The following is a 13,715-nucleotide window of genomic DNA, read 5'->3' on the forward strand; positions in this document are numbered from 1 at the left end:
TCCCCGCCCGCACGCGGATTGCCGCGCACAGCCATCGCGACAATCGCACCGCGCTCGTCGTCTCGGGCGAATGGCATTTTGGCTACGGCGAGAAGGCCAACGAGTCCGCAACGCGAACGCTGGGACCCGGCGGTTTCTACACCGAGCCCGCGGGCCAGCCGCATTTCGCCTTCACGGGCGATCTGCCGGCCGTCGTCTACATCACGGGGCAAGGCCCGACGGATACCACCTACGTCGCTTCCTCCGGAACGAAGGTACGCTAGTTAGGGGAACGTCCATGACTTCGTTCAAGGCCATCCGCGATCCGGTTGCCGATCACCTGCTCACGCCGCAGAACGCCGCGCTGGTGATCATCGATTTCCAGCCGGTACAGGTCGCGTCGATCCAGTCCCGCCCGAAGCGCGAACTGGTCACCAACATCACCGCGCTCGCGCGGATCGGGAAACTCTACGGGTTGCCGATCGTGCTCTCCACGGTGAACGTGAAGACCGGCCGCAACCAGCCCACCATTCACCAGATCACGGACGTGTTGGGCGGCGTGCAGACCTTCGACCGGACATCCATCAATGCGTGGGAGGACGAGGATTTCGTGCGTGCCGTGAAGGCCACGGGCCGCAAAAAACTCATCATGGCGGCGCTCTGGACTGAAGTCTGCCTCGTCCATCCCGCGCTCGATGCGATCCGGGAAGGTTTCGAGGTCTATCCAGTCATCGACTGCGTGGGAGGCACCTCTCCCGAAGCGCATGACCTAGGCGTGCTGCGGCTCGTGCAGGCCGGCGCGAAACCGGTCGGCTGGGTGCAGCTCATCTGCGAGCTGCAACGCGACTGGAATCGCGAGAAGACCACGGCCGGATTCGCGGACATCCTGTTTGCCGTCGAAGGGCACTGAGCCGCCGTCGATCGATACCAATGTGCAATCCTTTCGCCGGCAGGCCTGTGCTCTGATCCCGCTCCCAGGTGCAATGCAGGGAGATCGGGATGGACAAGCTGCTTTCGGCGGTTCTGGACGCACACGGCGGATTGCACAACTGGGCCGGTATCACGCGGATCACCGCGCAGATGTCGCTGGGCGGCCCCTTCTGGGGCGCGCGCGGCTGGCCCGATGTCTACGCCAAACAAACCGTCACCATCGATCCGCACCGGGAGCACATCCGTTTCGAACCCTTCACCGCGGAAGGCCGCGCGTCGGTGCTGGAAGTTGGGCCAGAGCGTGTGACGATCTCGACCGCCGATGGCCAGGTGATAGAACAGCGTCTCGATCCACGCCTGACTTTTCCCGGAGCATTCGACCCGTTCAGCACGCCCTGGGACGCGATCCAGGTGGCCTACTTCACGAGCGCCGCCGTCTGGAACTACTTGACGGAACCTTTCGTGTTCACGCAACCGGGTGTCGACGCGCGTGAGATCGAGCCCTGGGCGGAAGGTGCGCAAAGCTGGCGGCGACTCGCCGTGACGTTTCCGCCATCGATCGCGAATCACAATGCCAGCCAGATTTTTTACTACGACGATGAGTTCATGCAGCGCCGGATGGACTACTCCCCCGATGTGACCGGGAGTCCACCGGTCGCGCACTACACGCATGATCCCAGGGTCTTCGACGGTTTCGTGTTTTCAACACGGCGGCGAGTGCACCTGCACGACGAGCAGGGTGTCGCCAACCAGGAATTCGCACCCATCACCATCGACATCGATTCCGTTCGCGTCGATCGCACCTGATCTTCCGCAGTCGCGTCGTTCACTCAAGGCTGCGGGTCGTCGACACGCAAGCGATAGCCGAGCCCGGCCTCGGTGACGAGATAGCGCGGCCGCTGTGGATCCGGCTCGAGCTTGGCGCGCAATTTCCTGATGCAAACCCGCAGGCTGCGCGTGTCGTCAACCTGCGCCGGTCCCCACACCTCCCGGATCAGGCGGTCCTGCTTTACGATCGTGCCGGGCTGACGCGCCAGGTTCTCGAGCACGCGGAATTCGAGCGGCGTCAGGTGGCTGGCGGGTGACAGCCCGTGCGCTTCGCGCCGGGCGAGGTCGATGACGACCGCGCCCAGCCGGATCACCGAAGACGGCAGCGCACCGGTGGCGGTGCGGCGCAGCGCGGCGCGCACGCGCGCCAGCAACTCGTCGGCACCAAACGGCTTGGTCACATAGTCGTCCGCGCCCGCATCGAGCGCCGCGATCTTCTGCGCCTCCGCGGTCCGCGCCGACAGCACGATGATGGGCACGGCCGACCAGGACCGCACCGCGCGAATCAGCTCCACGCCGTCGCGATCCGGCAGGCCGAGGTCCACGATCGCGAGGTCCGGCTTGTGGGCGCGCGCCTCGATCTCGCCGCGCGCCGCGGAGGCTGCCTCGATGACCCGATAGTTAGCTGCGCTGAGCAGCGCGCGCAGCACGTCGCGGATGCCCGCATCGTCTTCCACTACGAGCACCTGGTGCATCGCCAGCGTCATGCCGGTGCCGCAACGGTGGGCAGCGTGAACTCGAAACGCGCGCCGCCACCCGGCCGCGCGGCGGCGCGGATGTCGCCCCCATGCGCCTGGGCGATCGCGCGGCAGATCGCAAGCCCCAGGCCCACGCCCGCGATCACGCCCTCGCCGTCGCCGCGCTGGAACTTGTCGAACAGACGGGCGGGATCGCCCGGCGGCAACCCCGGGCCATTGTCGTCGACGACAACGCGCAACCAGGCGGCTTCCGGCACCGCCGTGATCGTGGCGTGGGTTCCAGCCGGCGTGTACTTGATGAAATTGTCGAACAGATTGACCAGCAGCTGCACGACCAGTGTTGCATCCACGTACATCGGCGGCAGGTCGTCGGGTAGTTCGAGATCGACCGGATGATCCACGAGGCGGTGCTGCAGGCGCTCGAGCGCCACGGCCACCAGGTCGTCGATAGATTCCCAGTCGCGGCGCAGCGCCGGCACGCCCGCCTCGAATCGCGTCAGGTCGAGCACGTTCGAGACGAGCTCCGACATCTCGCGTGCGCGCGTTTCGATGGTCCGGGCCAGCGCCTGGCGCGTGTTTTCGTCGAGCGACGGCCCGTGTTGCGCGAGTGTGCTGCCGGCGCCCGCCATGACCGCGAGCGGCGTGCGCAGGTCATGCGAGATCGACGCCAGCAAGGTGTTGCGCAGACTCTCGCTCTGCGATGCCACGCGCGCCGCTTCCGCCTGCGCGGCCAGCAGCTCACGTTCGAGTGCCAGGCCGATCTGCCCGGCAAAGGTCTCGAGCAGGTGCAGCTGCTCGGGCAGCAACACCAGCCGCCGGTTGTGCGGCAGCACCGCCAGCACGCCTAACAAGCGCCGCGAATCGCCGAGCGGCAGGTAGAGCGCGGGCGCGGCCGGTAACGTGTCGGAGCCGAATCCCGCGCGGCGCCCATGATCGAGCACCCACTGCGCCACCGCCAGATCCGCGCCGCGGTACGAACCTTCGCCCGGAGGATCGCGCGGCCAGTGAAGATTTCCGGAATCCCCCGGCAGCAACAGCACCGCCGCGCATTGGAACCCTTCGGCCACGTGTTTCACCGCGCTGCGCGCGATGCCCGCGGTGCCGCGCGTCGCGGCGAGCTCCCGGCTCATGCGGTACAGCAGCGCGGTGCGCCGCTCGCGCGCGCCGGCCACCCGCGTCTGCTGACGCACGTTCGCCATCAGCGTCGCGATGACCAGCGCGATGGTCAGCATCACGCCGAAGGTGACCAGATACTCGGCGTCGCCCACCGCCAACGTGAACCGCGGCGGCACGAAGAAGAAGTCGAAGGCGGCGACGTTCAACACGGCCGCCAGCACCGAGGGGCCGTGCCCGAAACGCAGCCCCGTGGCCGTGACCCCTAGTAGATAGACCATCACGAGATTCGAGAGCTCGAGATACGGAAACATGAGCTGCGCGACGCCGGTGCAGGCGGCCGTGATCGCGAGCGTGGCGACATACCGGCTCCAGCGGATCGGCTGCGCGCGTTCACCCGGCGGCGGCCGCGGCAGGTCCGGCTGACCGCGCGCGGCAATGGTGATGACATCGAAATCGCGCGCGCGCAGCGCCAGCGCAGTGGCCGCCGACGGCCGCAACCAGGCGCGCCAGCCGCGCCGCTTCGGGGCGCCGAGCACGACGCGCGTAAAGCGCCGCGTGGTCGCGTACTCGAGCAGTGCGTTCACGGCGGAGGTGCCACCGAGCGTCACCGTCTCCGCGCCCAGCGATTCCGCCAGCCGCAGCAGCGCAATGCGCCGGTCGCGTTCCTTCTCCGACAGCCGCAGCAGCGCCGGCGTCTCCACGTAGACCACGGTCCATTCGGCATCGAGCGCATCCGCCAGGCGTTTGCCGGAACGGATCGTCTGTTCGGATTGCGGATCCGGACCGGTCGCGACCAGCACGCGGTCGCGCGCCAGCCAGCCGCGTGATTCATCGTCGGGTGCGCGCGCCGTGCGCGCAGCAACCTCGAGCCGATCGGTCATGCGCCGCAACGCCAGCTCGCGCAGCGCGAGCAGGTTCGGCCGGCGGAAGAAACGATCGCTGGCGGTGTCGGCATCCTGCGGCCGGTAGATCTTGCCGGCGCGCAGCCGCGCCAGCAGGTCGTCCGGCGGCAGGTCTATCAACTCGACCTCATGCGCCTCGTCGAAGATGCGGTCGGGCAAGGTCTCGCGCTGCCTGACGCCCGTGATCTGCGCGACGACGTCATTGAGGCTTTCGAGATGCTGGACGTTGACGGTGGTCCAGACATCGATGCCGGCCTCCAGCAGCTCTTCGATGTCCTGCCAGCGCTTCGGATGGCGCGGCGCGGGTTCACCACCCGAAACATTGGAGTGCGCGAGCTCGTCGACGACGAGGACAGCCGGATGCCGCGCGAGCGCCGCGTCCAGGTTGAACTCCTGGCGCACGATGTCGTGGTATCGCACGGCTAGCGTGGGCAGCAGCTCGAGACCGTCCATCAGCCGCTCGGTCTCGACGCGGCCATGCGGCTCGACGTAGCCGATGGCGAGATCCACGCCGTTGGCGCGTGCCGCGCGCGCGGCTTCGAGCATGGCGTAGGTCTTGCCGACGCCGGCGGTGGCGCCGAAGAAAATCCGCAGCCGCCCGCGCCGGGCCCGGGCTTCTTCGGCCTTTACGTGTTCCAGCAGCTCATCGGGATCCGGCCGCTGTTCGGACATGGATCAGTTCGCCTGTTTGCCCTGCGCGTCGAGCGCGAGATTCAATTCCAGCACATTGACGCGCGGTTCGCCGAGGAAGCCGAACGTGCGTCCTTGGGTCGCGGCGGCGATCAGCTTGCGCACGCCGGCCACGTCGATGCCGCGGGCGCGCGCGACGCGCCCGGCCTGATACTCGGCCGCGGCCGGCGAAATATGCGGGTCGAGACCACTGCCGGACGCGGTGACGAGATCCACCGGCACCGGTGCGGTATTGCCCGGATCCGCGGCGCGCAACGCGGCAATCCGGTCTTTCACCGCGGTGAGTAATGCCGGATTGGTCGCCGCCTGGTTCGAGCCCGAAGACACGGCGCCGTTGTCGGGAAACGGACCGGTCGCGGACGGGCGGCCCCAGAAGTAACGCGGGCTCGTGAAAGACTGGCCAAGCAGCTTCGAGCCGACTGCCTTGCCATCCCTTTCGATGACGCTGCCGGTGGCGCGCTCGGGCACCGCCAGCTGGGCGAAGATCCACACCACACCTGGATAGGCGACTCCGGTGATGACAGTCAACAACGCGAAGATCACCAGCGTGGCTTTCAGTTCTCGCAACATGCCCTTCTCCATGAAATGCTCCTCAAACTATTCCGAGCGCCGCCAGCAGCATGTCGATGAGCTTGATCCCCGCGAACGGCAGCAGGATGCCGCCCAGGCCGTATATCAACATGTTCCGCCGCAGCAGCGCGGCCGCGGACGTGGCGCGGGTCTTGACGCCGCGCAACGCCAGCGGCACGAGCACGATGATGATGAGCGCGTTGAAAATGATGGCGGACAGGATCGCGCTTTCGGGGCTGGTGAGGCGCATCACGTTGAGCCGATCGAGCGCCGGGTAGGTAGTCGCGAAGGCCGCCGGGATGATGGCGAAGTATTTCGCGACGTCGTTGGCGATGGAAAACGTGGTGAGCGCGCCGCGCGTGACCAGCATCTGTTTGCCCACGTCCACCACTTCGATGAGCTTGGTGGGGTTCGAATCGAGATCCACCATGTTGCCGGCTTCCTTGGCCGCCTGCGTGCCGGTATTCATCGCCACAGCGACGTCCGCCTGCGCGAGCGCGGGTGCATCGTTGGTGCCGTCGCCGCACATCGCAACGAGGTGGCCTTCTTTCTGATGCCGCCGGATCAGCTCGAGTTTCGCCTCGGGCGTTGCCTCGGCGAGGAATTCATCGACGCCCGCCTCGGCCGCGATGGCCGCCGCGGTGAGCCGGTTGTCGCCGGTGACCATCACGGTCTTGATGCCCATCTGCCTCAGCTCGGCAAAACGCTCCCGAATGCCGCCCTTGACGATGTCGCGCAGCTCCACGACGCCGAGCGCGCGTTTACCGTCGGCCACCACCAGCGGCGTCGAGCCGCGGCGCGCTACGGTATCCACCAGTTCGCCGACCGTCGCCGGCCAGGCGCCGCCCTGCTCGCCCACGAACTTGCGGATCGCGTCCACGGCGCCTTTGCGCAGGGTGCGGCCGTCGAGATCGACACCGCTCATGCGGGTCTGCGCGGAGAACTTGTGAAACGTGTGCGGGGTCGCGCCGAGATCGCGGCCGCGCAGCTGGAACTGCTGCTTCGCGAGCACGACGATGGAGCGGCCCTCGGGCGTCTCGTCCGCCAGCGAGGCCAGTTGTGAGGCGTCGGCCAGCTCGCGCATCTCGACGCCGGGCGCGGGATGAAACGCCGTGGCATGGCGATCGCCGAGCGTGATCGTGCCGGTCTTGTCCAGCAGCAACACGTCCACGTCGCCCGCTGCCTCCACGGCGCGTCCGGAAGTTGCAATGACATTGGCACGCACCATGCGGTCCATGCCCGCGATGCCGATGGCCGACAGCAGGCCACCGATGGTGGTGGGAATCAGACACACGAGCAGCGCCACGAGCACGGTGATCGTGACCACCGACCCGCTGCCCGAGCTCGCGACGGCATACGCCGAGAACGGCGCGAGGGTGGCGGTCGCCAGCAGGAAAACCAGCGTCATCATGGCCAGCAGGATGGCCAGCGCGATCTCGTTCGGCGTGCGCGCGCGCGAGGCACCTTCGACCATCGCGATCATGCGATCGAGAAAACCCTCGCCCTCGCGGCTGGTGACGCGCACGACTAACCAGTCCGACAACACCCGCGTGCCGCCCGTCACGGAAGAGAAATCGCCGCCGGCCTCGCGCAGCACCGGCGCGGATTCGCCGGTGACCGCGCTCTCGTTGACCGAGGCCACGCCTTCCACCACTTCGCCGTCCGCGGGGATCGTATCGTTGGCTTCGACCAGCACCAGGTCGCCGCGCTTGAGCGCGCCCGCTTCGACCGTCTCATGCTCATGGCGTTGCCCGACGATGCGCTTCGCAAGCACGTGCCGGCGCATGGCGCGCAACGTCGCCGCCTGGGCCTTGCCGCGCCCTTCCGCGACCGCCTCCGCGAAGTTGGCGAACAACACCGTCAACCACAACCACGCCGACACCTGCAGCACGAAGGCCGGGCGGCCCGCGTCACTCGCCGCGCCGAGCGCGGCCGCAATGCCGATGACGGTAGTGAGGATGCTGCCGACGTACACCACGAACATCACGGGATTGCGGAATTGAACGCGCGGATCGAGCTTGACGAAGCTGTCGCGCAGCGCGCCGCCGAGGATCGGCCGCGTGATGAAGCGGGTACGTGGGCCGGTGCCGATTGCAGTTGCGTTCATGATTCAACCTTCGTTATTTCAACATCTGCAGGTGCTCGACCACGGGGCCGAGCGCCAGCGCCGGCACGAACGTGAGTGCACCCACTAGCAACACCACGCCCACCAGCATCGTGATGAACAGCGGCGTGTGCGTCGGCAAGGTGCCGACCGTGACCGCGGTGGCACGCTTCGCGGCCAGACTGCCTGCGATCGCGAGCACCGGAATGATCAGCCAGTAGCGCGAGATCCACATGGCGATGCCGAGCGCCACGTTGTAGAACGGCGTGTTCGCCGAGATGCTCGCGAACGCACTGCCGTTGTTGTTGCCGGCCGAGGAGAACGCGTACAGGATTTCCGAGAATCCATGCGGACCGGGATTACCCACACTCGCCGTGCCGGCGGGCACAACGCTCGCGATGGCGGTGCCGACCAGCGCCAGCGCCGGCGGGATGAGCAGCGTCAGCGACGCCATCTTCATCTCGAAGCTCTCGACCTTCTTGCCGAGATATTCCGGCGTCCGGCCGACCATGAGCCCGGCGATGAACACCGCGACGATGGCGAACATCAACATGCCGTACAGGCCGCTGCCGGCGCCGCCGAACACCACCTCGCCGAGCTGCATGAGCCACATCGGCACCATGCCGCCGAGTGGTGTGAACGAGCCGTGCATGGCGTTCACGGAACCGTTCGACGCCGCCGTCGTCGCCGTCGCCCACAGGCCGGAGTTCGCGATGCCGAAGCGCGTCTCCTTGCCTTCCATGTTGCCGCCCGACTGCAGGGCGGAGGCCGCCTGATCGGCGCCGAGCGACGCGAACTGCGGATTGCCCGACTGCTCGAACGCGATACAGCCGAAGGTCAGCGGCACGAAGATCACCAGCATCGCGATCAGGACGGCCCAGCCCTGGCGCCGGTCCTTCACCATGACGCCGAACGTGTAGCAGAGCGCCGCCGGGATCAGCAGGATGGCGAGCACTTCGAGGAAATTCGACAACGGCGTCGGGTTCTCGAGCGGATGCGCGGAGTTCGCGTTGAAGAAGCCGCCGCCATTGGTGCCCAGTTGTTTGATCGCGATCTGGCTCGCCGCGGGGCCGAGCGGCACGGTCTGCGTCGTAACCCGCTCGGTCTTCACCACGGGCTGGCCCGACGCATCGACGACCGCTTCGCCCGCGTCATTTTTCACCGGTGTCTCGATGCTCAACGGCTCGACCAGCGCCACGCTGCGGTAAGACTGGAAGCTCTGCACCACGCCCTGGGACGCGAGCGCGAACGCGAGCAACAACGACAAGGGCAGCAGGATGTAGAGCGTGCTGCGGGTGAAATCCACCCAGAAGTTGCCGATCTCGGCCACCTGCCGACGCGCGAAGCCGCGGATCAGCGCGACCAGCACCGCCATGCCGGTGGCGGCGGAGAGGAAATTCTGCACGGCGAGACCCAGCATCTGGGTCAGGTAACTCATCGTCGATTCGCCGACGTAACCCTGCCAGTTCGTGTTGGTCGCGAAACTCACCGCCGTGTTGAACGAGGAATCCGCGCCCACCGCGGTGAAGTGCTGCGGATTGAGCGGCAACACGCCCTGCAGCCGCTGCAGTAGATAGACCACGACGAGGCCCAGCAGGTTGACCAGCAGCAGCGCAGCCGCGTAACGCTTCCAGCCGGTCTCGGCCTTCTCGTCGACGCCGGCCACCCGGTAGATCCATCCTTCGAGCGGGCGCACCAGCGGCGAGAGGAACGTGCGCCGGCCTTCGTACACCGCGGCCATGAACGAGCCCATTGGTTTGGCCAGCGCGATCAGAACGCCGAGGTACACGAGTACCTGGAAGGTGCCTTGCGCAGTCATCAGAATTTCTCCGGGTAGAGCAGCGCCACGACCAGGTAGACAAAGATGCCGAGGCACAGCAGCAGCCCGATCCAGTCCATGAGGTTCATGGGCGCTCCTGCAAAGCGGCTGCCAGGCGATAGATGAGACAGGTGGCGGCGCTCAAGCCGACCGTGAAACCAATGATCACGATTTCCATGGATACCTCGCGTGCAGGATCAATCCCAACAGGTAGTCCGAACGGCTCGGCCTGGATCGGGCGGCGGCGGGCGAGCGATCTGCGCCAGCGCCCAGCGATTCGAGCTGGTGGCGAAGCGTTGCAACCCTGCGTAGGCGGCGTCGTGTGAAGCGCATGACCATTTCTCCTTGCCGGGAAGAATGGCCTCGCTGCGCAGCCGCCGGAAGGCAAAACGGTGTGAACTTTTCTCGCGCTTGCGGCCGGGCTCACGCCCTCGCTACGACTTTTCCCGCAATTGCCGGAACCGCGCCACGAGGTATTCGCCGCTCGGAAGTTTGGCCCCGGCTTCCACGTTGATGTGTTTGCCCGTGATGGTTTCGCACGCCGCCACCGGGATCAGGCTTTCCTTGCCATCGACGAAGATCTTGAGCGGTACGGAGCCCTGGAATGCATCGACGCAGATGCGATAGGACGCGATCTTATGGCGATGCGAGAGCAGCAGTTTCTCGCCGGTTTCCAGGTCGAATTCGTGTTGCATCGCCGAGTATTCTTCCTTCGGCGTGGTCGCATCCACGATCGGGGTCATGCCCAGCAGCAGCGCGAGCGCCTTGCCACCCGCCGCAGCCAGTTTCATGTGATTTCTTTTCATGGACATTCACTCCTGTCAGTAATCGCGCGGAGACGCTGTGACAGCCTGGCTGCACATCGGGAGTGAGACTCGCGCTGCCCCGTTATCGGGCGATTTCAACAGCAGGAACTTCGATTGCAGGTGCAACAGGCTGCGACTTGCGCACCGACACCGGGATGCATTTGTAGCCGGGCGTGCCGCTCTGCGGATCCATGTGCTCGAGCGGCAGCAGCACGTTCGCTTCCGGATAGTAGGTAGCGACCGATCCGGCCGCAATCTCGTGCGCCACGGCCGTGAGTCCGGTCATGCGCAGCATGCGGCCGGGAGCCACGAGGCTTTCCACGTCCACGACATCGCCATGTTCGAGGCCGCGAGCCAGCAGATCGGCTTCGTTCATGAACAACACATCCCGTCGGCCGAAAATTCCGCGATAACGATCGTCCATTCCGTAGATGGTCGTGTTGTACTGGTCGTGGCTTCGCAGCGTAGTTAGCTGCAGCGCATCGGCTCCGGCCGCAGGATTCTCCATGAGCCCGGCCATCACCAGGAACTCCGCCTTCCCCGAGGCGGTTTTCCAGACACGCTCGGCATGGGGCAGCGGCAGGCGGAAGCCGCCGGGCACGCGGATGCGGGCGTTGTAGTCCGCGAACTCCGGAAACACCGCTTCGATGCCGGCGCGGATCCGGTCGTAGTCGGCCACCAGCAGCGCCCAGGGCACGCGGCTCGACGGCAATGCGGCCTGCGCGATGCCGGCGATGATCGCGGGCTCCGAAAGAAGCTGTGGAGATGCCGGCGGTAGTTTGCCGCGCGACGCATGCACCATCGACATGGAGTCCTCGACGGTGATGGCTTGCGCGCCACCGGCCTGGATGTCCCGCTCGGTGCGTCCCAGGCAGGGGAACAGGAAGGCTTGTTTGCCCACCAGCAGGTGCGAGCGATTGAGTTTCGTGCCGATGTGCACGACCAGGTCGAGCCCGCGCAGCGCGCGCAGGCAGCGCGTCGTGTCGGACAACGCGACGGCCAGGTTGCCGCCCAGGCACACCAGCGCTTTCGATCGTCCTTCGATGATGGCTTCCATGGCGCGCACCGCGTCATGCCCGTGCTCGCGCGGCGGCTTGAATCCGAACGCCGCCTCGATCCGCTCCAGCATCGGGGGCGAAGGTTTTTCGGTGATGCCTACACTGCGATCGCCCTGCACGTTCGAATGGCCGCGCAACGGGCAGATGCCGGCGCCGGGCTTGCCGATGTTTCCGCGCAGCAGCAGCAGGTTGGCGATCTGCTGGACGTTGGCGGTTCCGCGGATGTGTTGAGTCATGCCCATGCCATAACTCACGATGGTCGCGTTGGAAGCCACGTACGCCTGCGCCACGGATTCGAGCGCCGCGCGCGAGAGCCCGCTCAGAACCTCGATGTCATCCCAGTGCGTGGCGTCCAGGTCGGCGACCAGATCTTCGAACCCGCGGGTATGTTCCGCGATGAACTGCGCGTCGAGTGCCTGGCCCGGCTTTTCCGCCTCCAGCGCCAGCACGGCCTTCATGATGCCTTTCAACGCCGCGGCATCGCCGCCGACCTTGACGAGGTGATACGCCGACGCGATGCGCGTGGAGCCTGACTTCCCTCTGCCGAGCAGGCCCATCTCGACGGGGTCCTGCGGATCGGTGAAGCGCTCCAGCGCGCGCTCCCGCAATGGATTGAAAACGATGATGGGCACTCCGCGCTCGCCCATCTGGTAGAGCGTCTCCATCATGCGTGGATGGTTGGTGCCCGGGTTGTGGCCCATCGCGATCAGCAGCTCGCAGGAATCAAAATCCTCGAGCGATACGCTGCCCTTGCCCATGCCGAGGGACTTCGGCAGGCCCACGCTGGTGGCCTCGTGGCACATGTTCGAGCAGTCTGGAAAGTTGTTGGTGCCGAACTCGCGACCGAACAGTTGATACAGGAATGCGGCCTCGTTCGATGCGCGCCCGGAGGTGTAGAGCTCGAGCATGTTGGCGTCTGGCAACGCACGCAGGATCGCACCGATGCGCGCGAAAGCCTCCGCCCACTCGATGGCCTGATACGTGTCGGAGGCGCTGTCGTACGCCATCGGGTGAGTCAGGCGTCCCTCGTCCTCCAGCTCGTAGTCGCTGCGCGCCAGCAGCGACGACACGGTATGACTGGCAAAGAATTCCGGCGGCGCGCGCTTGCGCGTGGCCTCCCAGGTCACGGCCTTGGCGCCGTTCTCGCAGAATTGAAACGTCGAGGTGTGCTTCTTGTCGGGCCACGCGCAGCCCGGACAATCGAAGCCCTCGGGCTTGTTCATGCGCAGCAACGTACCCGGCGCTTCCACCAGGTCCATCTGCTCGCGCACCGCGCTCGCGACGGCGCGTAGTGCGCCCCAGCCGCCGGCTGCGCTGCCGTAGGGACGAACGCCGGGAATCTCGCGTTTGGGTGCCATATCGCCTCCGCTTCAGGCCGCGTCGCAAAAATGCGCGCGCCGGCCAATGAAAGCAATGCCGTGCGCGCATGTATGCGTTTCACCTGAAACCACGCGCACCCGCGGCGAAACACCGGCAAGACGAGCGGCGCCCACGCTATCTACCGCATGAACAGGGCCGCAGGGGTCTCCCGCTACGAACATTGGCAGCAGCGCTGCCGCGAACCCATTCTCACCGCCCTGCTCGTGCTGCTGTCGTGCGAGATATTCGTCAGCATCCCGCTGACCAGCGGACACTCGGCTGCGGCTTCGATATTCGCCACCTTGCGGTTCGTGCTGATCGTCGCGACGGCGCTCATCGCCACGCGCAACCGCAAGGCTGCCGCCGCGATGCTGGTCACCGCCGCGATGGCGCTTGGCGCCAACGTGCTACGGCTAGACGAGCCCTCGATCCTGACCCTGTGCGTGGGCGCCGCGTCGTGCGCGGTCTTCATGTTGCTGTTGTGCCTGGTGTTGTGGTCGGTGGTGTATGGCCCGGGCCCCGTCACGCATCACCGGGTGCGCGGCGCCGTGGTGATCTATCTCAGCATCGCGCTGGCGTTCGCGGCGATTTACGAACTGTTGCTGGCGCTGGTTCCCGGCGCGATCGGCGCGCTCGACACAGAGCGCGAATATCTGGTGGTGGGCAAGGACCTGATGTACTACAGCCTCGGCACGCTCACTTCCATCGGCGCGGGAGAGTCGTATCCGATTCACCCGATCGCACGCAGCCTGACCATCCTCGAGGCCGCGGTCGGCCAGCTCTTCCCGGCCATCTTCGTGGCGCGAATCGTGGCGATGGAAATTCCGGCGCGGCGCGAGTGATCGAGCCATCGCGA

Annotated in this window: 11 protein-coding genes; 3 read left to right on the forward strand and 8 right to left on the reverse strand. The window is 66.4% G+C overall.

What is annotated here, in order from left to right; translation table 11 throughout:
* The first annotated feature begins 277 nt into the window (after window positions 1-277).
* Both WDO72_05815 and WDO72_05820 read left to right on the forward strand, forming a co-directional pair.
* Window positions 278-889 carry a hydrolase gene (locus WDO72_05815; protein ID MEJ0085175.1) on the forward strand — a complete coding sequence of 204 codons (612 nt, stop codon included), beginning with the start codon at window positions 278-280 and terminating at the stop codon, window positions 887-889.
* Between the two features lie 89 nt (window positions 890-978).
* Window positions 979-1,716, forward strand: a complete 738-nt coding sequence (locus WDO72_05820) for a hypothetical protein (protein MEJ0085176.1) — start codon at window positions 979-981, stop codon at window positions 1,714-1,716.
* 23 nt (window positions 1,717-1,739) lie between these two features.
* Here WDO72_05820 and WDO72_05825 read toward each other — a convergent pair whose 3' ends face one another.
* The 8 genes from WDO72_05825 to WDO72_05860 all read right to left on the reverse strand — a co-directional run bounded on the left by WDO72_05825 (window position 1,740) and on the right by WDO72_05860 (window position 12,858).
* Entirely contained in the window at window positions 1,740-2,432 is a 693-nt protein-coding gene (locus WDO72_05825; protein MEJ0085177.1) for a response regulator, read from the reverse strand.
* Window positions 2,433-2,440: 8 nt separating this feature from the next.
* The gene (locus WDO72_05830; GenBank protein MEJ0085178.1) at window positions 2,441-5,125 is read right to left on the reverse strand and encodes a sensor histidine kinase KdpD; all 2,685 of its coding nucleotides are present in this window, start codon (window positions 5,123-5,125) and stop codon (window positions 2,441-2,443) included.
* Window positions 5,126-5,128: 3 nt separating this feature from the next.
* Complete coding sequence (gene kdpC, locus WDO72_05835) at window positions 5,129-5,713, reverse strand: potassium-transporting ATPase subunit KdpC (GenBank protein MEJ0085179.1); 585 nt, start codon at window positions 5,711-5,713, stop codon at window positions 5,129-5,131.
* Between the two features lie 22 nt (window positions 5,714-5,735).
* The gene (kdpB, locus tag WDO72_05840; GenBank protein ID MEJ0085180.1) at window positions 5,736-7,820 is read right to left on the reverse strand and encodes a potassium-transporting ATPase subunit KdpB; all 2,085 of its coding nucleotides are present in this window, start codon (window positions 7,818-7,820) and stop codon (window positions 5,736-5,738) included.
* Window positions 7,821-7,833: 13 nt separating this feature from the next.
* On the reverse strand, window positions 7,834-9,636 hold the full coding sequence (kdpA, locus tag WDO72_05845; protein ID MEJ0085181.1) for a potassium-transporting ATPase subunit KdpA: 1,803 nt from the start codon (window positions 9,634-9,636) through the stop codon (window positions 7,834-7,836).
* Window positions 9,636-9,725 (reverse strand): K(+)-transporting ATPase subunit F, encoded by a 90-nt coding sequence (gene kdpF / locus WDO72_05850; protein MEJ0085182.1) that lies wholly within the window; start codon window positions 9,723-9,725, stop codon window positions 9,636-9,638. The genes kdpA and kdpF overlap by 1 nt, the downstream gene beginning before the upstream one ends.
* 345 nt (window positions 9,726-10,070) lie before the next feature.
* Window positions 10,071-10,442 carry a hypothetical protein gene (locus tag WDO72_05855; protein ID MEJ0085183.1) on the reverse strand — a complete coding sequence of 124 codons (372 nt, stop codon included), beginning with the start codon at window positions 10,440-10,442 and terminating at the stop codon, window positions 10,071-10,073.
* 82 nt (window positions 10,443-10,524) lie between these two features.
* A complete protein-coding gene (locus WDO72_05860) occupies window positions 10,525-12,858 on the reverse strand; it encodes an FdhF/YdeP family oxidoreductase (GenBank protein MEJ0085184.1) in 2,334 nt (777 codons plus the stop codon).
* Between the two features lie 147 nt (window positions 12,859-13,005).
* On the opposite strand from WDO72_05860, the gene WDO72_05865 reads away from it, so the two are divergent.
* On the forward strand, window positions 13,006-13,701 hold the full coding sequence (locus WDO72_05865; GenBank protein MEJ0085185.1) for a potassium channel family protein: 696 nt from the start codon (window positions 13,006-13,008) through the stop codon (window positions 13,699-13,701).
* The last annotated feature ends 14 nt before the right edge of the window (window positions 13,702-13,715 follow it).

The sequence above is a fragment of the Pseudomonadota bacterium genome, assembly GCA_037200975.1.
Classification (GTDB): Bacteria; Pseudomonadota; Gammaproteobacteria; order Steroidobacterales; family Steroidobacteraceae; genus CADEED01.